At 49.2% G+C, this 20278-nt stretch carries 20 protein-coding genes and 1 tRNA gene; 11 read left to right on the top strand and 10 right to left on the bottom strand.

Annotation, left to right across the window (positions count from 1 at the left end; translation table 11 throughout):
- Positions 1–42 precede the first annotated feature (42 nt).
- The 6 genes from MJZ25_05435 to MJZ25_05410 all read left to right on the top strand — a co-directional run bounded on the left by MJZ25_05435 (position 43) and on the right by MJZ25_05410 (position 9767).
- Positions 43–705, top strand: a complete 663-nt coding sequence (locus MJZ25_05435) for a nucleoside monophosphate kinase (protein ID MCQ2123612.1) — start codon at positions 43–45, stop codon at positions 703–705.
- Positions 706–867: 162 nt separating this feature from the next.
- Entirely contained in the window at positions 868–3018 is a 2151-nt protein-coding gene (locus tag MJZ25_05430) for a polysaccharide biosynthesis tyrosine autokinase (protein ID MCQ2123611.1), read from the top strand.
- 3 nt (positions 3019–3021) lie between these two features.
- Complete coding sequence (locus MJZ25_05425; protein ID MCQ2123610.1) at positions 3022–4059, top strand: NAD-dependent epimerase/dehydratase family protein; 1038 nt, start codon at positions 3022–3024, stop codon at positions 4057–4059.
- 130 nt (positions 4060–4189) lie between these two features.
- Positions 4190–5764, top strand: coding sequence for a citramalate synthase (gene cimA, locus MJZ25_05420; protein MCQ2123609.1), 1575 nt, complete (start codon positions 4190–4192; stop codon positions 5762–5764).
- Positions 5755–7044 (top strand): histidinol dehydrogenase, encoded by a 1290-nt coding sequence (gene hisD / locus MJZ25_05415; GenBank protein ID MCQ2123608.1) that lies wholly within the window; start codon positions 5755–5757, stop codon positions 7042–7044. The genes cimA and hisD overlap by 10 nt, the downstream gene beginning before the upstream one ends.
- Positions 7045–7148: 104 nt before the next feature.
- A complete protein-coding gene (locus MJZ25_05410) occupies positions 7149–9767 on the top strand; it encodes a hypothetical protein (GenBank protein MCQ2123607.1) in 2619 nt (872 codons plus the stop codon).
- Between the two features lie 65 nt (positions 9768–9832).
- Here the strand turns inward: MJZ25_05410 and MJZ25_05405 are convergent, their stop codons facing one another.
- The gene (locus MJZ25_05405) at positions 9833–10828 is read right to left on the bottom strand and encodes a GGDEF domain-containing protein (protein MCQ2123606.1); all 996 of its coding nucleotides are present in this window, start codon (positions 10826–10828) and stop codon (positions 9833–9835) included.
- 71 nt (positions 10829–10899) lie between these two features.
- Here MJZ25_05405 and MJZ25_05400 point away from each other — a divergent pair, with 71 nt between their 5' ends.
- Positions 10900–12156 carry an amidohydrolase gene (locus tag MJZ25_05400; GenBank protein MCQ2123605.1) on the top strand — a complete coding sequence of 419 codons (1257 nt, stop codon included), beginning with the start codon at positions 10900–10902 and terminating at the stop codon, positions 12154–12156.
- On the opposite strand, the gene MJZ25_05395 is transcribed toward MJZ25_05400, so the two are convergent.
- The 3 genes from MJZ25_05395 to nadB are packed head-to-tail and all read right to left on the bottom strand — an operon-like array spanning position 12153 to position 15546.
- Positions 12153–12893 carry a CvpA family protein gene (locus MJZ25_05395; GenBank protein ID MCQ2123604.1) on the bottom strand — a complete coding sequence of 247 codons (741 nt, stop codon included), beginning with the start codon at positions 12891–12893 and terminating at the stop codon, positions 12153–12155. The genes MJZ25_05400 and MJZ25_05395 overlap by 4 nt on opposite strands.
- A 6-nt stretch (positions 12894–12899) precedes the next feature.
- Positions 12900–13937: a serine/threonine protein kinase gene (locus MJZ25_05390; GenBank protein ID MCQ2123603.1), complete on the bottom strand. Its 1038-nt coding sequence runs from the start codon at positions 13935–13937 to the stop codon at positions 12900–12902.
- Between the two features lie 25 nt (positions 13938–13962).
- A complete protein-coding gene (nadB, locus tag MJZ25_05385; protein MCQ2123602.1) occupies positions 13963–15546 on the bottom strand; it encodes an L-aspartate oxidase in 1584 nt (527 codons plus the stop codon).
- 145 nt (positions 15547–15691) lie between these two features.
- Between nadB and MJZ25_05380 the strand changes: the two genes are divergently transcribed.
- The 4 genes from MJZ25_05380 (at position 15692) to MJZ25_05365 (ending at position 18496) form a co-directional block, all read left to right on the top strand.
- Entirely contained in the window at positions 15692–17617 is a 1926-nt protein-coding gene (locus MJZ25_05380) for a peptidylprolyl isomerase (GenBank protein MCQ2123601.1), read from the top strand.
- Between the two features lie 55 nt (positions 17618–17672).
- Positions 17673–17745 (top strand) — tRNA-Glu (locus MJZ25_05375).
- 228 nt (positions 17746–17973) lie between these two features.
- Positions 17974–18195, top strand: coding sequence for a DUF4258 domain-containing protein (locus MJZ25_05370; protein ID MCQ2123600.1), 222 nt, complete (start codon positions 17974–17976; stop codon positions 18193–18195).
- A complete protein-coding gene (locus MJZ25_05365) occupies positions 18188–18496 on the top strand; it encodes a BrnA antitoxin family protein (protein MCQ2123599.1) in 309 nt (102 codons plus the stop codon). The genes MJZ25_05370 and MJZ25_05365 overlap by 8 nt, the downstream gene beginning before the upstream one ends.
- Before the next feature lie 60 nt (positions 18497–18556).
- Here MJZ25_05365 and MJZ25_05360 read toward each other — a convergent pair whose 3' ends face one another.
- From MJZ25_05360 to MJZ25_05335, 6 genes are all read right to left on the bottom strand, one after another.
- On the bottom strand, positions 18557–18781 hold the full coding sequence (locus MJZ25_05360) for a hypothetical protein (protein MCQ2123598.1): 225 nt from the start codon (positions 18779–18781) through the stop codon (positions 18557–18559).
- A gap of 66 nt (positions 18782–18847) precedes the next feature.
- Positions 18848–19066, bottom strand: a complete 219-nt coding sequence (locus tag MJZ25_05355) for a hypothetical protein (protein ID MCQ2123597.1) — start codon at positions 19064–19066, stop codon at positions 18848–18850.
- Entirely contained in the window at positions 19063–19239 is a 177-nt protein-coding gene (locus MJZ25_05350) for a hypothetical protein (protein MCQ2123596.1), read from the bottom strand. The genes MJZ25_05355 and MJZ25_05350 overlap by 4 nt, the downstream gene beginning before the upstream one ends.
- Entirely contained in the window at positions 19236–19409 is a 174-nt protein-coding gene (locus MJZ25_05345; GenBank protein MCQ2123595.1) for a hypothetical protein, read from the bottom strand. Before MJZ25_05345 ends, MJZ25_05350 begins: the two co-directional genes overlap by 4 nt.
- Positions 19409–19738, bottom strand: a complete 330-nt coding sequence (locus MJZ25_05340) for a hypothetical protein (GenBank protein ID MCQ2123594.1) — start codon at positions 19736–19738, stop codon at positions 19409–19411. The genes MJZ25_05345 and MJZ25_05340 overlap by 1 nt, the downstream gene beginning before the upstream one ends.
- Before the next feature lie 383 nt (positions 19739–20121).
- Positions 20122–20265, bottom strand: a complete 144-nt coding sequence (locus MJZ25_05335) for a hypothetical protein (protein ID MCQ2123593.1) — start codon at positions 20263–20265, stop codon at positions 20122–20124.
- Between the last annotated feature and the right edge of the window lie 13 nt (positions 20266–20278).

The raw sequence follows: 20278 nt of genomic DNA, 5'->3' as shown, positions 1-20278 counted from the left end.
TTTTAAACTGTAAAAACAAACAACTAACATAAGAGGTCTACAATGGCTAAGATTTCTGCAGTTCTTATCTTTGGCGCACCGGGTTCCGGCAAGGGTACCGTTGGCGCAAAGCTCGCTGCTACCACTTCTCTCAAGCACCTTTCTACTGGTGACATCTTCCGCGGCATCGCTCCGTCCAGCGAAAGCGGCAAGTTGCTGGCTTCCTACTCCAGCAAGGGTCTCCTTGTTCCGAACGAAGCTACCGTTGAAATCTTCGGCCGCTATGTCGAAGGCCTCGTCAACACCAACAAGCTCAACCCGGAAAAGGACGTTCTCCTCCTCGACGGTATTCCTCGTACCGTTGAACAGGTCAAGCTCATCGAATCCATCGTTGACGTTAAGCACATCTTCGTGCTGGACATCAAGGACGAAGCAACCATCGTTGCTCGCCTCCTGAACCGCGCTAAGATCGAAGGCCGTAAGGACGACGCTGATGAAAACGTCATCAAGAACCGTCTCAAGGTTTACAAGGAATCTACCGCTAAGGTTCTCAGCAAGTACAACAAGAAGATCATCTCCCACATCGTTGGCGACAACACTCCGGACGAAGTCTTCTCCGACGTGCTGAAGGCATACGTTGACTTCTGCAAGGCTTCCGCTAAGGCTGCTAAGCCCGCCAAGAAAGCTACGAAGCCTGCTAAGAAAGCTGCTAAGACGTCCAAGTAATCGTAAATAGTATTTACCATTCTGGGTAGAAAAAGCGCTCCGTGAAAAATGGGGCGTTTTTTTGTTTATTCAGTTTTACATCTTTCGTACTTTGTTACAAAATTGCTATAATTTTTTGTGATTTTTTCACTTAGAGAGTTTATGGACCAGAATAATCAAAATATGCCCCAAACTAACACGATGTTGCAGCCGTCTGTTCAGAATCCTGCAGACGACGAAATCGATCTTCTTGAAGTTTTGGGCATTTTGCTCAAGCACAAGGTTTTCCTTGGCGTCTGCATCGTTCTTGGCTGCGTGGCTGGTTTTCTTGCTTCTAACTGGGCTCGTCCCCAGTTTACCAGTAACGCCCTTCTGCAGGTGAACGTCAAGGGTAACAAGGCAAGCCGAGCCATGGGCGAAATGGGTGCCCTTCTCGACGTGGCCAGCCCTGCCGAAGCTGAAATTGAATTGCTGAAGAGCCGAATGGTCCTTAGCTATGTGGTTGAAAAGGAACATTTGTGCTTTATTGCAAAGCCAATTGGTGCTTTGAACCGCCTGACCCATAAGGAAGGTCGCATGGACCTGGAAAATCTCCAGATCCCGAAGATTGCGATCCGTGAAAAGTGGATGGCCAAGGTTATCGATGAAGATCACTTTGCTGTTATCTCTCCGGAGGAAAAGGAAATTCTCAGTGGCCCTGTAGGGGAGAATCTCACCGCTGAATACTACGGCGACACTCTCGAAATCCGTGTGCAGAAAATGCGCGCTGAACCTGGCCAGATGTTTATCCTTGGACAGATTGATCCCTTGGATGCCTATCGTGGACTTCTTGGCCGCATGAATGTTGCTGAAAAGGGTAAGCAGACCGGTATCATCGGTGTGTCTTTCACTCATCAGTATCCGGACCGCGCCGCATCTATTTTGAACTCTGTGGCTAACATCTACTTGCGCCAGAACGTGGAAATGCGTAGCGCAGAAGCTGAAAAGACTTTGGAATTTTTGGAAAAGCAGTTGCCGGGCATCAAGGCGAAGCTGGACTCTTCCGAAAAGAACTTGGCAGACTATCGCCACAGCATCGGTTCCGTGGATATGGGCGGTGAAACCCGTGCCCACTTGGAAAAGTCTTCTTCCCTGGAACGCGAAATCCTGGAATTGGAAAAGCGTCGCCAGGAGGCAACCCGCCTGTTCAAGGAAGAACATCCTTCCGTACAGACTATTATCAAGCAGCAGAACCGTCTTCGTGCAGAACTTTCCAAGTTGAAGGCTTCTGCAGAAAAGATGCCTCTGACCCAGCAGGAAGTGTTGCGCTTGCAGGAAGAAGTTGCTGTGAACAACGCCCAGTACACTTCCATGCTGAACAACATCCAGCAGCTTCGCGTGGTTCGTGCCGGCGAAGTGGGTAACGTCCGAATCGTTGACTACGCCCAGATTGAACGTCGCCCCAGCAAGCCCAACAAGAAGATGATCTTCGGTGGCTGTGTTGCCGGTGCTTTCCTTCTCGGCGCGCTATTGATTTACCTGATGCAGATGACTCGTCGCGGTGTTCGAGGCTCTCTTGAAATTGAACGTGAAACTGGCATCAGCGTTTACGCAAAGATTCCGGAATCCGACAACAGCATTCTGCACCACCGCAAGACGGGCAAGAACGTCAAGCCTTTGGTGGAGGAGTCGCCAGAAGATCCTGCCAGCGAAGCGTTCCGTTCCTTGTATACGGCCATTGATTTCTCCGTGGCCCAGGAAAAGGTTATCATGGTTACCGGTATGGTGCCTGGTGTAGGTAAGTCCTTTGTTGCAAAGAACCTCGCGGCCCTTTATGCCAATAATCTTAAGAGGGTGCTGCTTATCGATGCCGACATGCGTCGTGGCGTTGTGTATAGTAAGCACAAGATGGGACTTGGTGATGTTCTTTCTGGCAAGTGCGCGCTGGATTCCGCCATTGCCGAATCCTTGACTGAAAATATGTACGTTCTCGGCGCAGGCAACTCTGGTGTAACACCTAGTGAATTGCTCCGTGGTGATAACTTCAAGAAGCTCTTGGACGAAGCCCGTTCCAAGTTCGACATGATCGTGGTGGACACCCCGCCGCTGAACTTGGTCACCGACTCCGAATTGATTTTCCCTGTGGTTGACTTTGCCTTGTTCGTGCTGCACTACGGCCGCCATTCCATGGATCAGATCAAGGAAGCCATGATCAAGGTGGATCGCTGCTGCGGCAAGCCCAAGGCTTTCGTGATGAACCACTGTGAACATGACAGCCGCGGCTACTATGGTGGTTATGGCTACTATGGTAAGGGTTACTACGGCAAAGGCTATTACAGCAAGAAGAAGTCTTAGGCAATGAAAATTCTTGTTACTGGTGCTGCTGGATTTATCGGGTCCAAGATCGTGCAGATGCTTTCCGCACGCGGCGATGATGTCGTGGGCTTGGATAACATCAATGACTACTACGATCAGCGTTTGAAGTACGGCCGCTTGCGCGAAAACGGTTTTGAACAGCCGGGCGACAACTTTGAATTTGGCGAAATGCTTGCTAGCTCCAAGTGGTCCAACTGCCGCTTTGTCCGTATGGACATTGCCGACAAGGAATCCCTGGACGCCTTGTTCGCCGCTGAAAAATTTGACAAGGTCCTGAATCTCGCAGCCCAGGCTGGCGTCCGCTATTCCATCACCAATCCTTACGCCTACATGCAGAGCAACATGGTGGGCTTCCTGAACATTCTTGAAGCCTGCCGTAACAACAAGGTTCCTTACCTTGTGTTTGCCTCCAGCAGCTCCGTGTATGGTCTCAACAGCAAGGTGCCCTACAGCGAAGACGACAAGGTTGATTCTCCCGTTAGCTTGTACGCAGCCAGCAAGAAGAGCAACGAACTGATGGCCCATGCTTACGCTAAGTTGTATGGAATCAAGGTGACGGGGCTTCGCTACTTTACGGTTTATGGTCCCTGGGGCCGCCCCGACATGTCTCCCATGCTTTTTGCAAAGGCTATCTCCAAGGGCGAGGCCATCAAGGTCTTCAATAACGGCGACATGATCCGCGACTTCACCTACATCGACGACATCGCCGAAGGTACTATCCATGTGCTGGACCGCGAGCCGGACGCAGCCAAGTGCGAAAACCGCGTGCCTTACCGGATCTACAACATCGGTTGCAGCAATCCGGTGAAGCTGATGGACTTCATCAGCGAAATCGAGAATGCCTACGGCGAGCCTGCCAAGAAGGAATTCTTGCCCATGCAGCCGGGGGACGTTTACCAGACCAACGCCGACACCACCAAGCTTGAAACCGAGTGCGATTACAAGCCCCACTGGAGCTTGCACGACGGTATCGCCAAGTTCATGGAATGGTACAAGAGCGACGCCAACCCTCTTCGTTAAATCCATTTCCATAAAAATTGATCTTGATTTTATGCGGCCCCTAAAAAAGGCCGCTTTTCATTTGCAAATCTCTATCTACAATTCTAATCACTAACCACTAATCACTAATCACTTTTCTATCTTTGCACCCATGAAATGTTTTATCTATGACACCACGCTGCGCGACGGCAATCAAGATCGCAAGATTAGTCTCTCTCTGGCCGATAAACTCCAGATTACTCGAATTCTTGACTCTTTCGGTATTGATTACATTGAAGGCGGCTGGCCTAACCCGAGCAACCCTACCGACGAAGAATACTTCCGCGAAGTAAAGAAACTCAAGCTGAAGCATGCAAAGATTGCTGCCTTCGGTAGCACTCGTCGTCCGAAGATTCTTCCCGAGAAGGATCCGTTGCTCCAGGCATTGGTGAAGTCCGAAGCTCCTGTAAAGACCATCTTCGGTAAGAGCTGGGACTTGCACGTTACTGAAGTCATTCATACCACTTTGGAAGAAAACCTGGACATGATCCAGTCTTCCATCGAATTCCTTAAGGAACATTCCAAGGAAGTCATTTACGATGCCGAGCATTTCTTCGATGGCTATAAGGCCAATCCGGAATACGCTCTTGAAACCCTGAAGGCAGCCGCCCTCGGTGGTGCAGACTTCATCGTGCTTTGCGATACCAATGGCGGTACCATGCCTTGGGAATTGGAAGAAATTTTTGAAGCCGTAAAGGAACGTGTGGACGTACCTCTGGGAATCCATGTTCATAACGATTCTGGCCTTGCCGTGGCCAATAGCATCTATGCCGTGAACTCTGGAGCAACCATGGTCCAGGGTGTTGTGAACGGCTACGGTGAACGTTGCGGTAATGCAAACCTCACTACCATCATGGCTGACTTGGTCTTCAAGATGGGCGTAAAGTTCTTTGCCGCCAAGAAGATGGCTGGACTCCGCAAGCTGTTCTTGAGCATTGATCAGATCGTGAACATTCCTAGCGACGTTCGCGCTCCCTATGTGGGCGAGGCTGCCTTTGCCCATAAGGGCGGTGCCCATATTGATGGCGTCATGAAGGTTTCCCGCAGCTTTGAACATGTGGACCCGCACTCTGTGGGTAACGACCGCGTATTTGTCACCAGCGATCAGGCCGGTGGTTCTCTCGTGGTCGAAAAGCTTAAGGCCATCAAGCCGGGTATCGATAAGAAGGATCCCATGGTGGCAAAGCTCCTCCTTGCCATCAAGGAAAAGGAAAACGCTGGCTGGCACTTCGACTCTGCCGAAGCAAGCTTCAAGATGCTGGTTTACCGCCAGCTGGGCATGTTCACTGAACCCTTCGAATTCATGAACTACCGCGTCACCGAAGACAAGACCCCTCAGGGCGTGTCTGTTTCCCAGGCCAGCGTCAAGCTGAAGATTGGCGACAAGATCAGCCATCAGGTGAGCGAAGGTGACGGTCCGGTGAACGCTCTGGATGCGGCTCTCCGTAAGGCTCTGCTCCCGTTCTTCCCGTATATGGCCAAGGTCCGTCTGGACGACTTTAAGGTCCGCGTTCTCGGTTCTTCCGTAGGCTCCGACGCTCTGGTTCGCGTGTGGACTACCTTCGGCGACGACAAGGAACATTGGAATGTGGCAGGTGTCAGCACCAACATCATCGAAGCCAGCTGGCTTGCCTTGATGGACGGTCTGTGCTACAAGATTTTGAAGGAAACTAAGAAATGCAAATAGTTAAGGCTACTCCTAATTCTAAGGAAATTGAACGCATTTGCGGTCGCGAAGTTGCTCCCAGCCGCGAAATTTATAACAAGGTTGTAGATATCCTTGCCGACATCAAGAAGGGCGGCTACGCAAAGGCTGTAGAATACGCTCAGAAGTTTGATGGCCTGAAGGGCAAGAACATCCGCGTTTCCGAAAAGGAAATCGAAAAGTCCGCCGCCAAGTGCCCTGCTGATTTGCAGAAGGCTCTGAAGCAGGCCATCAAGAACGTCCGCGATTTCCACCAGAACCAGATGGAAGAATCCTGGCTCATGGAAGGTAAGGACGGCGTGGTTCTTGGTCAGCGCATCCGCCCCATGAAGCGCGTGGGCCTCTACGTTCCGGGTGGTGCAGGCATTTACCCCAGCACCGTCATCATGAACGCAGTGCCCGCTCTCGTTGCAGGTGTTCAGGACATTGTGGTTGTTACCCCCATCAAGGGCGAAATCAACCGCGCCGTGGCATTCGTGCTGCAGCAGTTGGGTATTACCGAAGTCTATCACATTGGTGGCGCTCAGGCTATCGGCCTGTTGGCTTACGGTGCCAAGGACGCCAAGGGCAAGACCATCGTTGAACGTGTCGACAAGATTGTTGGCCCGGGTAACGTTTTCGCTGCTGTCGCCAAGAAGGAAGTCTTCGGAGTCGTAGACATCGACATGGTGGCTGGTCCCTCCGAAGTTCTCGTCATGGCCGACAAGACTGCCGATCCGGATTTCGTTGCAGCAGACCTGCTTTCCCAGGCGGAACACGGTTCCGGTTTCGAAGCCGCCATCTGCATTACCGATGATATGGAAACTGCCCAGATGATTTCTGCTTGCGTAGACGTCCAGGTGGAAAACAGCCCCAAGAAGGAATTGCTCCAGAAGGTGCTGGACAACTTCGGTCGCATTCTCGTTGTGAAGGACTGGTTCGACGGTGTTGCCATTGCAAACAAGATTGCTCCGGAACATCTTGAAGTCATGACAGACGAAGCTGAATCCATGGCCGCCCAGATTGAAAACGCTGGCGCCGTGTTTATCGGTCACTGGTCTTCTGAACCGGTGGGCGACTACTTTGCCGGCCCCAACCATGTGCTGCCCACCAACGGCACAGGCCGCTTCTTCAGCCCTCTCGGCGTGTACGACTTCCTGAAGCGTATGTCCATCATCCGCTACAGCGAAAAGGCCATCAAGAAGAACGGCAAGGCAATCGCCGCTGTTGCAATGGAAGAAGGCTTCTACCACCACGCACAGGCTGTCCTCAAGAGACTTTAAGTTTTTGAAACCTTACATTCATTATTACAAGAATCCTCGGATTGTTCCGGGGGTTCTTTTTTTAAATTTGAATTATAAGAATTTGTTTGTAGGATTAGGACGAGATGAACGTTTTCTTGAAATGGATCATGATAGCTGTAGGTTTTGCATGCTCGGTATCTTACGGCTATGTTTATGTGGGCTCCGTCACAGATGGCCGCGATAGCATGGAATATTCTACCGTTGATATTGGCAATCAGCGATGGATGTCCCAAAACCTGAACTTCGCTACGGATAGTAGTTTCTGTCCCATGGGCGAATGTCGTACTTTCGGCCGTTTGTATAAATGGAATGAAGCTACTAACGTATGCTCCAATGACAAATTTTGCTTTTACACGTTTCGTTCCTTTGATGGTAATTGCCCTAACGGCTATAGGCTTCCTAGAAAGAAGGACGTTGAAGAACTGCTGAAATATGTTAGGAGCGTAAAAAACAAAAAGAACAAGGCTAAGGATAACTCTGCCACAGTACTTAGGGCAAATAACTATCCGGATTACTTGCTGTGCCTTGCCGATGAAGACTGCGGTTCCGTAATCAAGTACGAAGATTATGAAGAAGGGGAGGATTGCGAATGCTTTGATGAGTACGAAGAATCCTATATCCCACAGGAAGAGGACGATGTGTGGAATCGTCCGGCGGAACCAGTGACACTCTGGTATAACATTAACAAAATAAATGACTATCGAGACTCTATTCATTCCGTAGATCGAGCTAGGGCTTGGGAAATATATTACAGGAACGATTCCATTGCTACGGCAAAACGCAGAAAGGAAAGGCTCTTGGAACTTGGTGGCCGCGGTACAGATGATGTGGGATTCTCCGCTATTCCATCCATTAACAATGATTATGACGATGAAATGGGCAGTTTCTTGGGCTCCAGATTTTGGGTCGCTACAGAATCCTCTGTAGATAATCTATTTGGTTCCGATGCTTATGTCCTGGAAATTGATTCCAAGTCTGATTCTGCTACAATTGTTCCTCATTGGAAATCCGGGTACGCCGCTGTTCGTTGCCTCCAGCGAAAAAACGAGTCCGTATCCGGTACTCATCGCATTAACGATGTTACGGTAAAATTCTTCCGCCCGAAGGCCAAGAAAGTTGAAAAGACCTTTAAGGACGATCGTGACGGCAAGACTTATAAGGCCGTTAAAATTGGTACGCAGTTCTGGATGGCAGAGAACTTGAACTTTGCCATGGATAGCAGCAACTGCTATGCAAGAAAAGAGGAAAACTGCGACAAGTATGGCCGACTGTATGCCTGGTCCAGCGCTTGGAACGCATGCCCGGCAGGTTGGCATTTGCCTAGCTACGATGAGTATAAACTTTTAACCAAATCAGTTTCTCAACATTACTTTGAAGGTGTAACCCTCAGCTTGAAATCGAACCAGGGTTGGTCTGACAATGACAATGGGGATGACTACTTTGGATTCAACGCCTTGCCTGCAGGCGTCATGGCTTCGGATACTGTGTACTATTCAGAATCGAAGATTGCTTCCTTCTGGACTTCTACACTACAATCTAGCCACTGGGCAAGGACTTTCTGCTTAGGCCTGAGTAATTCCAAAGACCAGTCGGAATGCCTTCCTCTTCATAGAAGTTATGGGCTTTCTGTTCGCTGTGTTCAGGATTCCATGGATTATGTGGATGATGACGATTCTGAAAAATTCAAGGATGAACGTGATGGCAAGACCTACAAGATCGTAAAAATCGGAAGCCAGACTTGGATGGCGGAGAACTTGAATTACAAAACGTCAGAAAGTGTTTGCCCCGATGGAAAGCAGGAAAACTGCGAATCCCTGGGTCGCCTCTATTTCCAGAAAGATGCGTTGAACGCTTGCCCTGCGGGTTGGCACCTGCCAAGTCTTGAGGAAATGGATTCCCTTGTACACATCGCTAGTGCTTTCGTTGGCTACAAGGATGGTACAGCTAGGGTTTTAAAGACTAGTGAAGAATGGAAATGGTGGAACGGCAGTAATGTCTTGGGCTTCAATGCAAAACCCGCGGGTTACTACGACATGGGCGGCAAGTTTGGCGGTCTGTCGTCAGTGGCTGGGTTCTGGACATCCAATAGGCTACGTTACGTTGACGGCGGCTACATTATGGGTATGTCTGGTGCCAATAGCCAAGCCAACATTCATAAGAACATAGATACCACTGCCTATTCTGTTCGTTGCGTGAAGAATGCCCCGGGCTACAAGCAGAGCGGAAATCCTGTCTATCCGGAAAACGGAACCTTAGGTACATTTACAGATTCTCGAGATGGAAACACTTACAAGACTGTGGTGGACAGCAACCTTGTATGGATGACTGAAAATCTGAGAATCAAAACGTCACGCAGCAAGTGTGTCGATGGAAAACCTGAAAACTGTGAAATTTATGGTGCCCTGTATCAGGAGTACGATGGTCGATCCATTTGTCCCATAGGCTGGCGCTTGCCATACTTTGCCGAGTTCAGGGAGATGAAAAACCGGTTGAACAGCTTGGATATCCTTAATTTGTTCGACAAGCCTGCCGGTGCCTATGTGGATTACGACGGCGTTTACTACTTCAAGGATGCCATGAGCTTTTTCTGGATTGGGGATTACGGCTTTTTACGGGTCCGCGAGAATGAATTCGAATTTGAAGACTTCTACGACCAAAAAGCTGACGTATATATCTCTGTACGCTGCGTCAAGGAAATGTAGCGTAAAAAACAAAACCATCAGCTATGCTGGTGGTTTTGAGTCTTGATGATTATTGCTAATAGTTGCTAGAACAGGAACATTTCGTCTTGCCCCAGGTTCATACAAACGCGGTTGCGTCCGTTTTCCTTGGCGTTGTACAGAGCCTGGTCTGCACGCTCGATAATGGAGGGTACGGAATCATTCTCGATGCGTTCGGTGAAACCGATGCTGACTGTGACCTTGAGAAGTTCTCCAGACGGAAGCGTAATCTCCATCTTTTCAATGTTCTTGCGCATGCGTTCGGCAATGACCTTCGCATTGTCCAGGGAGGTTCCCGGAAGGAACACGGTGAATTCTTCGCCGCCGTAACGGACTGGCATGTCGGAGGGACGCAGACTCTTGGTAATGGACTGAGCCACAGACATGAGAACCTGGTCGCCAGCCAAGTGACCGTAGGTGTCGTTTACGTGCTTGAAGTGGTCGATGTCCAGCATGAAGGCGCAGAGTTTGAAATTGCCTGCGTTACTACGAGTCATTTCGCGGGCGTACATTTCTTCCAACCAGCGACGGTTATGAAGACCAGTGAGGGAGTCTACTCGTGCGTTCTCTTCGATGCAACGGATGTGGTATTCTTCCTGGCAAACCACACGGTTGTTGTTGCGGATTCGCTGGCATAGAATATGCAAAAAGTTCAAACAAAGATCGTGGGAGGCGTGGATCATAGCCAGCGCTGTAGTTGCATCTACAATCAACAGGTGACTAGGTTCCTTGGCATAAACGCTGGCACTGGGCTTGATGTTGTCGAAGATGGACATTTCACCTGCGCTGTGACCCGGCTCAATAGTGTCAGAAAAATTGCCACCCTGAGACGTGAGCTTAACTTCCAACAGACCGTCAAGAACAACAATAAGGCGACGGATGGGGTGCTCGGGATCAATCAAAAGCTCTCCGGGCTGGGCCAAAATTTTTTTACAGCCGAGAAGGTATCCTGCCAAGCTTTCAAAAGAAACGTTCTTGAAAATTTCCAACTTGGAAAATTCAGTTCGTGTAATTGGTAGTGTTTCTGGTTGTTCGTTTGTCATATTCCAATAATATATAATTTCCTTACAAAAAGTGTTTTCTATATTCAAAACAACGAATTCAAGAGGCTAAAATGTCCAAAATTGTTTTAAAGTCCGTAATGTTCCAAGGTCAGGTGAGAGATATCCTCATTTCCGGAAAACGTTTTTCCAAGGTGGTTCGTCCCCTGACTTCCAAGGATTACGATAAGGCCGAAATTGTGGACTGTTCTGGCTTGGCTATCTTGCCTCCATTCTATAATGGACATTGCCACGCCGCCATGACCCTCTTGCGCGGCTACGCCGACGACATGCCTCTGCAGGAATGGTTGCAGAACCATATCTGGCCCTTTGAAGGCAAGATGACTCCTAAGGATATTGAAATTGGCTCACGCCTTGCGGTTCTTGAAATGATAAAGTCTGGTACGGTTTTCTTTGCTGATATGTACTGGCATCGTGAACAGACCATGAAGGTTGTAAAGGAAATGGGAATTCGCGCCTCCATTGGTGTCACCTTTGCACAAGGCCTTATGACTGACGAAGCCATTGAGAACAACTTCAAGTTCATTAAGGACCATAAGTTTGAATCTGATCGTGTAAAGCTTGCGGTGATGCCTCATTCCATCTACATGGTTGGGGAGGATCTTTTCAAGCGTTGCGCAAAGATTGCCCGCGAAGAAGAAATGATTCTTCATACTCATTTGTCTGAAACAGCAAAGGAAGTGAAGGATTGTAAAAAGAAAGACGGCTGTTCTCCTGTGGAACTGATGGCCCGTTACGGCGTGCTGGGCGATAACTTTGTCGCCGCCCATTGCGTGCATTTGTCTGAACAGGATATGGCCTTGATGGCTGAATCCGGTTCTGCTGCAGTTTTGAATCCCTGCTCCAATCTCAAGCTTAATAGTGGCATTCCCAAGATCCCGAAGATGCTGGATAGTGGCATGCTGGTGGCTCTTGGAACTGACGGCGCGTCCTCCAACAATAATTTGGATATGCATGAGGAAATGAAGGTGGCTTCCTTGTTGGCGAAGGCTTTGGGAAAGGCCGATACCTTGAACGCTGATGATGTCCTCAAGATGGCTACAGCAAGCGGCGCTACCGCTTATGGTGTAGAAGCCGGCGTTATTGCCGAAGGTTTCCTTGCCGATGCCTTGTTGGTGGATTTAAGGAACGAACGCTTGAACCCCTGCCACAACCTTGTGAGCAACTGGGTGTACGCTGCAGATTCCCGCGCCATTCACTCGGTCATTTGCGATGGCAAGTTTGTGATGAAGAACCGCCATATCGACGGTGAAGAAGACATTGTTCGCGAGGCGGAAGCCTGCGCCAAGTCTATTGCGTCTCGTTGCTAGTTTTTGCGAGTAGTGTCTGCTTTTGCGGACTCTGCAGAATCTTTCTTATTAAGGGCGGCGTCAGCTGCCTTTTTTTGTGTTTGGTCGACGGCGGCCTTTGCTGCGTCTTTAGCTTCTTCCAGGGCTTTGTCTGCGGCATCCTTGGCTGCGGTGGCTGCCCTGCTTGCAGCTTCGCTTGCGACTTCAGATGCTTTTTCTGCAGCCTTGTCGGTGATATTCTTGGTGAATTCGGTGGCTTTCTTTTCTGCAACGTCCACCAAGTCGATGGGGTCGGAGGAATAACCTAAGGATTCCAAAGTGCTCTGATAAAGTTTGTATGCAACGGCTGTGTCGCGGGTTTCCTTGATGACCCCGCCAAAAGGCAGAACGTGCATAATGGTCAGCAGAGCAAAGAGGATCAGCACAGCCTTGACTACGCCAAACAAAGCTCCGAGAATTCTGTCGAACTTGTTGACGACGGTATCGCTGACAGCCCTGTTGATGACGTGGCCAATGAAAAGGAACAGGAGGAACGGTACGAGAAAACCGATGCAGAGGCAAACGATGGTAGCCGAGAAATTGCTGCAACCAAGATTCTCCACGACCGTATTCGCAAAGTGTGCGTTGGTAAGGTATGCCCCTATGACTGCGGATGCCCAGGCAATCAAACGGAAAATGCCTCGAAGCAGGCCATGCCAAACGCCAATCAAGGCGAGAAGGGTCATAAGAGCGAGGCTGACAATATCAATGGTATTCATAGACAACTATAGAACAAAAAGAATGAGACTTGCAACCGCTGCTGAAATAGCTGCACCGGACAAAAGCCCGAGAACAAACGGGACCTTCTTTGATGTCTTGTAAACGGGAGGTTCTGTGAAAAGATCTTCGCCTGCGTTTTCGTCGCTGCTCTTAAGTGCTGCAGTCCACATGCCCATATATGGGCTGAGGTCGCGGGGAAGGTTCTTCATCTGCTCAGAAAGTTCGTTGGCTGCGTCGAATGCGGTCAGCGGACGGTTCTTCGGCTTCTTTGCCAGAAGCTTCATGACAAACTTGCGGAGAGGCTTCGGTACGTGTTTGTCGAAAGCCTTGTCGGTAATGCGGAGTTTCTGGACGCGCTTGACTGTATCTGCAAAGTTCTCGCCGCGGAAAACGTTTTCGCCCATAAGCATTTCGCTTGCAATCACGCCCACCGCAAAAAGGTCGGAGGCGGGGGAGGCGTCTTCACCAAGGGTCTGTTCCGGACTCATGTAGGTGACGGTACCGAGGATTGCACCAGTGATGGTGAGGCTGTCCTCGGAATCGTTCAGCGGGTTGTCCGTGTGGGCAATGCCGAAGTCCAGGAGGCGTACGCGGCCATCCACGTCAATCATGATGTTGGCTGGTTTCAAGTCGCGGTGTACAACGCCTGCGCGGTGGGCGTGACCCAATGCACCAAGTACGTCGTAAAGAATTGCCATGACAACCCACAGGGGCGGCTGCTTGCATTTGTCAAGAAGCTGGCGCAGCGTGATGCCGTTGACGAATTCCATGGAAAGCGAAAGCTTTCCGTCGCGTTCCTTCCAGAGGGCGTGGGGCTGAATGATTGCCGGATGGTTCAGGTGGGCGAGGATGTTGCCTTCACGCATGAAACGCTTGACGGCATCGCTGTTTTCTTCCAAATTTTCGCGCATCTGCTTGACGACCACCATACGGTCCAAAGAAGGATCGTGACAGAGCCACAGATTTCCCATGGCTCCGGAACTCAGTTCCTGGGTCGGTTTATATCCGCCAATCTTTGTCGGCTTGTCGCTTTTTGCTACCACGCTTATCCCTAGTCCCTAAGTATGATTACTTCTTGTCGCCCAGGTAAATGCTCTGGTGTTTGCTCTTGGGGTCGGGATTGGGGTAATCCAGAATGTAGTGGAGGCCGCGGGATTCCTTGCGACGGAGTGCTGCAATAAGAATCATCTTGGACACCTGAAGTGCGTTCTGGAATTCGATGAAGTAGAAATTCTCGGTTTCCTTGTTCTTGATGGCTGTTGCGATGTCTGCTTCCAAGGATTCGATAACCTTGAGGCCCTGGTTGAGGCCTGCCACGGTACGGACGATGCCGCAGTGGGTCCACATCATGTCCTGCAACATCTTGCGGCGCTTGCGCCAGTAGGCTGCCTTGGTGTAGGAGACCTTTTCCTTCTTGGAGGAGCGGGAGGTAGAAATCTTTTCCTTCAGGAGGCCGCTGGTTTCGATGTTGTCGATAGCGCGGATTGCGTAGACGACGCTTTCCAACAAGGAGTTGGATGCCAAACGGTTTGCACCATGAACGCCGGTTGCAGCAACTTCGCCACAGGCGTAAAGGCCCTTGATTTCGGTACGGGACCAGGTGTCAACCAGTACGCCGCCGCACATGTAGTGCGCTGCCGGAACAACAGGAATCCATTCCTTGGTCATGTCCACGCCAACTTCCATGCACTTTGCATAGATGTTGGGGAAGTGGCTGCGGATATCCTTCGGGGTGTGGCCAGTTAAGTCGATGTACATGTGTGGCTTGCCCAGACGCTGCATTTCACGATGGATGGCACGAGCCACGATGTCGCGGGGAGCGAGAGAATGAAGAGGATGAACCTGGTTCATGAATTCTTCGCCCTTGTCGTTCTTGAGGATGCCTCCGAAACCACGTACGGCTTCGGAAATCAGGAACGGCTTCTTGAGGCTGGGGGCGTACAAGCTGGTGGGGTGGAACTGCATGAATTCGATATCCTGCAGAGCTGCACCTGCGCGGGCTGCAATAGCCATGCCGTCGCCGCAGCTGTCCGGCGGGCAAACGGTGTACTGCCAAATGCGTCCGGCACCGCCAGTAGAAAGGATGGTGGCCTTTGCGTAAATGTTTTCAACTTCGCCAGACTTCTGATGAATAATCTTTGCGCCGACGCAACGCTTGTCCTTGCCTTCACCGTTGCAGATCAAATCCTTGATGTAGCAGTTTTCCAGATAGTCGATGTTCTTCTGCTTGTGGAGTTCGCAGAGGAGGGCGCGCATGATTTCCTTGCCGGTAAGGTCTGCGGCGTGAAGGATACGGTGATGGCTGTGGCCGCCTTCCAGGTGAAGGTCGAATTCTTCACGGTTCACGGGAGAAGGTGTAAACTGGACGCCCCACTTGACCAACTGCTTGATGGTGGCAGGACCGCTCTTGGTGAGAATGTTCACCGGTTCCTTCTTGCAAAGGCCTGCGCCAGCTTCCAAGGTATCATCAATGTGGAATTTAAACTTGTCTGTCTTTTCGGTGACTGTAGCGATACCGCCCTGGGCGTAGTTTGATGATCCGTCCGGCTTTGCACCCTTCGTGAGGATGACAACAGAGAGACCTTTTTCTGCGGCATGGAGTGCTGCACTCAAACCGGAAATGCCGGCGCCAAGGACCAAAATATCGTACATGATTAAACTCCGTTTTAAATCTTCGATTTTGGATACCCAATAAATAGAAAAAAAGGAGTATTTCGGCATTAAATAAAGGAAAAATAAAACAAATTGGAATTTTTTGACTAAATTTGCAGCCATAAAATTCTAATGGAGTCTACTCATGTTAACGTGGATTAATGAAAAAGCCAAGTGGATTATTGTAATCTTTGCTGCAGGTATCGCAGTGGGCCTTCTGGCCATGGACCGTGTTCCGAACCAGGGACACAGCTATCCGGTTGGAGTTGTGAACGACAAGAAGATTTCTTATGCTGAATTCGACTCCCGCATCAAGAATATCGTCCAGAACCAGTACCAGGGTCAGCACCTCGAAGATGAACAGTACACCCAGCTTCGTTCCGACGTGTTCCGTTCCTTTGTCCGCCAGATCCTCCTTGGCGAACAGTTCGAAAAGGCCGAACTTCAGGCCTCAGTCGCAGAACTTGAATCTGAATTCTCCCGCAATCCGGACGCCGTTCGTGGCCGTCTGGTCCAGGAAGCTCAGGGTCGCCTCTATGCCATCCAGCAGCAGGCTACCTCCCAGGAAGACTTGATGCAGCGCTCTCAGGCCTACATTGCCAGTCTGCCGAAGTTCCTCACTGACTCTACCTTTAACAAGGAAGACTACGAAGCTTGGCTCAAGACTCCCGAAGCTTTCAAGTGGGGCGTGATGCTTCAGTTTGAAGAAGACCTCAAGAACACCACCATTCCGGTCCGCCAACTGCAGGCTCTGGTCGGCGCTTCTGTCCACACCACTTCTCTCGAAGCAAACTGGTCTGTGGATCGTCGTATGACCGATTACGATGTTAAGGTTGCTGTTGCTAACGGTGCAGATTTCGCTGTCGAAGACAAGACTGTTGACAGTGTCATGGTGGCTGGCTACTACAACGCTCATCGTGACAGCTTCTTCGTTACCAAGGATATGGCTAAGTTCGTTTATGCTTACCTCCCGGTTGAAGCTACCACTGGTGATGACGCTCGCATCCGCGAATACGCAATGACCCTCTACTACCAGTTGACTGATTCTTCTGCAACTACCTCCTTTGAAGACATGGCTCGCATTTCTTCCGAAGACCCGGGTTCTGCAGAAAATGGCGGTACTCTCGATCGTGAAGCTGGCCGTGGTCTCTATGTTCCTGAATTTGAAAAGGCAGCCCTCGCTCTCGATTCCGGTGCAATCTCTGAACCGGTTCGCTCTCAGTACGGCTACCACCTCATCAAGTCCTACGGCAAGTCCAAGGATTCCACCGGTGCTGAACTGGCTAAGGTCGGTCACATCCTCCTCGTTGTCAATGCTTCCTCTGAAACCATCGATAGCCTCGAAGCTGTCCTGAACACCATCAAGACTGCAGTCGATGCAGGCAAGTCCTTTGCTGACGCTGCCAAGGAACAGGGCCTCGAAGCCAAGACTTCCAACTGGCTCTCTCGTGGCGAAGACATCGAAGGTATGGGTTACCTCAAGGGTCTTTCCGCTTACGCTTGGCCCAACGAAAATCTCCCGCCGGAAGCAAGCAAGGTTTCCCCGGTCATGAAGAGCAACAAGTGGGTTGCCATTGCTGAAAAGGTCGGTGACCTCAAGGCTGGTGACCGTAGCTTGGATCTCTTCTTCAACAGCATCAAGGCAAACCTCCTCCGCGCAAAGGCTGCAGCTGCTGCAGAAGCATACCTGAACTCTGTTGCTGAAAAGGTGAAGGCTGTCAATCCGGAAGATTCTACCACCGCTGTTGAAAAGGTTTCTGTGGAATCCAAGACCACTTCTGTTGACGGTTACGTTCCGGGCTTTGGCTACAGCAACGCTAACTTCGCAAAGGCTGTGAAGAACGCTAAGGTTGGTGAATGGACTTCTGCCATCGCTACCGAAAACGGTGCTGTGATGCTGAAGGTTGAAAGCAAGAAGGCTCCGGAAGAAGAAGCCCTCAAGGCTGCAGTCAAGAACGAAGTTGCAAATGCTGGCAGCTATGTTGGCGCAACTCTCTTCAACGACTACATTGCAAACCTCGAAGCTGGCACCCCGGTTGTCAACAACCTGGATCTCTTCTACAGAGACTAGTCAAATTTGACTCAGTTTGCTATATTAGGCCCGCTCCTGAAATAGCAAACAATTCGGTGCCATCGTCTAGTGGTCTAGGACACTGGCCTCTCACGCCGGCAACGAGGGTTCGAGTCCCTCTGGCACTATTAAACTAACCAATGACGCTCCAAGCCTTATAAATAAAGGGCTTGGGGCTTTTTCTTTATCGTTTGAAAATTGTTTGTGTGACTAAATTGTGACTGAAATCGAAAATTAGACGGTTTTGCCGTGCTGAGAATTGTGTTTAGTGTCCTTTGGTTTGTGACGGAATTGATTTCGAGTTTGTTTTCACTTTTAGTATTGACAAAATAGCAATACAAATTTATATTTAGAACATGAATATCACGGAACACGCAATCGAAAGAATGGCAGAAAGAGGATTTACTCCCGATATGTTGGGAAAGTTTCTTTCTTCCGGTTATAAAGTTGAAGCTGCGAATTCCGGAAGATATAAGATGATTGGAACTGTTGACGGCGTGTCGTGGACGATTATCGTAGAAGCAGACATGTACACCATAGTAACGGTCAGAAGGTCACATGGAGGTGAAAATGGATAAGGAAGAATTGAAGGCCGCGCTCATTGCCTCCGGCCACAAGATTGTGGAAAATACGCTTTCCGCTGAAGAACTTGAAGATGTGGAGCGAGAGCTTGACGAATCGGTTGGAATTGACGATGCTAGGCTGAAGGTCCTTGTTGAAAAGGCCAAGACAGCTCTTTCTGGGGAAAAGTCGAGCCTTAAGATGGTTTCTCTTCGCCTGGATCCACAGACGGTGGAAAACATGAAGAAGAAGGCTGCGGAGCTTGGAATGCCATATCAGGCTGTCGCCAGAAAAGTGTTGCAAGCCGCGTTCTCTTGATCTAGATAAAAAAGAAAAGGCTCAGGATTTTTCCTGAGTCTCTTTGTCCTGCATTGTCAATTACTTGATGCTTACGATTCGAGAGTAGTGTACAAAGGTTTGGCGTCCTTTTTCGTCATGGTATTGGACACCACCACCACCGTCGGTATCGTCATTGAAAATCACATGTCTGATTAAGGCTCCCATAATTCTTGTTGGATTAGGGCGGGTCACCGTCTTTGGTTCCAGGAAATGAACGACCATTCCTTTGTGAAAGCTTAATGCGTCGAATTCTTCTGCGGTCATTACGCTTCCTCCTTGAAGTTTAGGCCGTATTGGCGAAGTAGTTCCTGGCATTCTTTCATGGGGCTTTTATCCAAATAATGACATTTGGGGCTCTGGGGTGACTTCTGTGGGCATTGTGCTTTCAGGGAGAAATTCTTTTACGGTGTATGTTCCTTTTTTATATCCTTTTTGATAGAGAAGGAAATAGAGTTCGTTCAGGTCGGAAGCTTCGATACAAAAAGAAACTGTTATGCCTCCAAATTGGCGGATATCTTGTTCGATTTCAAAAAGCCTTTTGTTCTTCATACCATTTTCCTTCGACCTTTTTCGTTGTAGATGTGGGCGGGTACGTCATAGCTCAAAGCGAGATTTGATAGTATTGCAGCAATATCTCGCTCATTGGCTTGTGATGGTCCCAGGCCGGTGAGGATGTTGTCGATTTGCATGATCATGTTTTTCATTCGATCGATACGTTTCATTTTGTTCCTGAAATGATGATGAAAATGATGACGGGGGTCATTACCAAAGCCAAGGCTATTGCAAGGAATCCCACTTGTTTTATGGTCGGGATGTTGTCGGTTCCGGCTGCAGCAAGGTAGCCACCAATCAAACCGATTGTGTATGCGATTATGCAACTGATTATTTCCATTATATCTTCTCCAGCTTCTGGATACGTTCTTCAAGCTTAAGCATGATCCTGTACTTCTGGGATGCCTTGCGTCTGTTGTAATTGTGGTCCATGCTGAAAAATCTTGTTTTTCTGATGGATGACAACTTCCATTTCAAAAGTTCAATACGGAGGGCCTTGTTTTCAAAACGATAGGAAATAATGTCCCACTTGAGTTCGGCGTTCTTCATGTCGAGCTTGTCGCTTTTGTTTATGGCGTCGATGTACATCGCGCTGATCTTGCGATAGTCTTCTTCAAGGCTCACGGCCTTGTCGGTTGTGCCGTGCAGGTGATCGTGGTTGATGGTCATGATAAAATACCGATTCCGCGTTCGGTCTGGTCGATCTGAGCGCATCCAACGAATGCGAGTGCGATGATGATTGCGATGATTGTCTTTTTCATTTTATGTCTCCTATGTTATTTTTGAGTTTCTTTGTCAATGATATTTTGTGCGGCTTCGTGAAGTTCTTGCGGGAGTCCGTTCAATTCGCGGAGCCATTCCTTGTATGTAATGCTGTAGGATTCGACTTGTTTTATGCAGTCTCCAATCCTGAACAAGTAAATGCTTGTTTTTGCAGATGCTCTGGCAAAAGCGTCTTTGCTTGTTTTGGTTTTGAATTTGAGTATTCCGTTAGGGAATAGTAATCCATAGTAAGTGTAAGTAAAACCTCTCATTTCGTTTATCCTAAATTATTATGCAGAAAACGTTTCTGTCAATTCTTTTTTGATTGCCAGCAAATCTTTTTGAAGTGCTTTTATTTTGTTAATTTTTTCGATATTCATGCAGTGTTTGTTCATCAATTTGGTTTCGCATTTATCAATTTCGTCATCGATCAAATGCGTTAAATGA

The sequence above is a fragment of the Fibrobacter sp. genome (assembly GCA_024399065.1).
Classification (GTDB): domain Bacteria; phylum Fibrobacterota; class Fibrobacteria; order Fibrobacterales; family Fibrobacteraceae; genus Fibrobacter.
The sequence above is the reverse complement of the archived record's forward strand: the minus strand, read 5'-3'. Positions and strand labels throughout refer to the sequence as shown.

What these genes read in the sequence shown, in the direction of transcription:
- MJZ25_05345 (MCQ2123595.1), bottom strand. Translation starts at nt 19,409, where the DNA reads ATGGAAATAATCAGTTGCATAATCGCATACACAATCGGTTTGATTGGT.
- nadB (MCQ2123602.1), bottom strand. Translation starts at nt 15,546, where the DNA reads ATGTACGATATTTTGGTCCTTGGCGCCGGCATTTCCGGTTTGAGTGCA.
- MJZ25_05430 (MCQ2123611.1), top strand. Translation starts at nt 868, where the DNA reads ATGCCCCAAACTAACACGATGTTGCAGCCGTCTGTTCAGAATCCTGCA.
- MJZ25_05365 (MCQ2123599.1), top strand. Translation starts at nt 18,188, where the DNA reads ATGGATAAGGAAGAATTGAAGGCCGCGCTCATTGCCTCCGGCCACAAG.
- MJZ25_05405 (MCQ2123606.1), bottom strand. Translation starts at nt 10,828, where the DNA reads ATGACAAACGAACAACCAGAAACACTACCAATTACACGAACTGAATTT.
- MJZ25_05400 (MCQ2123605.1), top strand. Translation starts at nt 10,900, where the DNA reads ATGTCCAAAATTGTTTTAAAGTCCGTAATGTTCCAAGGTCAGGTGAGA.
- MJZ25_05340 (MCQ2123594.1), bottom strand. Translation starts at nt 19,738, where the DNA reads ATGACCATCAACCACGATCACCTGCACGGCACAACCGACAAGGCCGTG.
- MJZ25_05380 (MCQ2123601.1), top strand. Translation starts at nt 15,692, where the DNA reads ATGTTAACGTGGATTAATGAAAAAGCCAAGTGGATTATTGTAATCTTT.
- MJZ25_05435 (MCQ2123612.1), top strand. Translation starts at nt 43, where the DNA reads ATGGCTAAGATTTCTGCAGTTCTTATCTTTGGCGCACCGGGTTCCGGC.
- cimA (MCQ2123609.1), top strand. Translation starts at nt 4,190, where the DNA reads ATGAAATGTTTTATCTATGACACCACGCTGCGCGACGGCAATCAAGAT.
- MJZ25_05425 (MCQ2123610.1), top strand. Translation starts at nt 3,022, where the DNA reads ATGAAAATTCTTGTTACTGGTGCTGCTGGATTTATCGGGTCCAAGATC.
- MJZ25_05410 (MCQ2123607.1), top strand. Translation starts at nt 7,149, where the DNA reads ATGAACGTTTTCTTGAAATGGATCATGATAGCTGTAGGTTTTGCATGC.
- MJZ25_05350 (MCQ2123596.1), bottom strand. Translation starts at nt 19,239, where the DNA reads ATGAAACGTATCGATCGAATGAAAAACATGATCATGCAAATCGACAAC.
- MJZ25_05395 (MCQ2123604.1), bottom strand. Translation starts at nt 12,893, where the DNA reads ATGAATACCATTGATATTGTCAGCCTCGCTCTTATGACCCTTCTCGCC.
- hisD (MCQ2123608.1), top strand. Translation starts at nt 5,755, where the DNA reads ATGCAAATAGTTAAGGCTACTCCTAATTCTAAGGAAATTGAACGCATT.
- MJZ25_05370 (MCQ2123600.1), top strand. Translation starts at nt 17,974, where the DNA reads ATGAATATCACGGAACACGCAATCGAAAGAATGGCAGAAAGAGGATTT.
- MJZ25_05355 (MCQ2123597.1), bottom strand. Translation starts at nt 19,066, where the DNA reads ATGAAGAACAAAAGGCTTTTTGAAATCGAACAAGATATCCGCCAATTT.
- MJZ25_05360 (MCQ2123598.1), bottom strand. Translation starts at nt 18,781, where the DNA reads ATGACCGCAGAAGAATTCGACGCATTAAGCTTTCACAAAGGAATGGTC.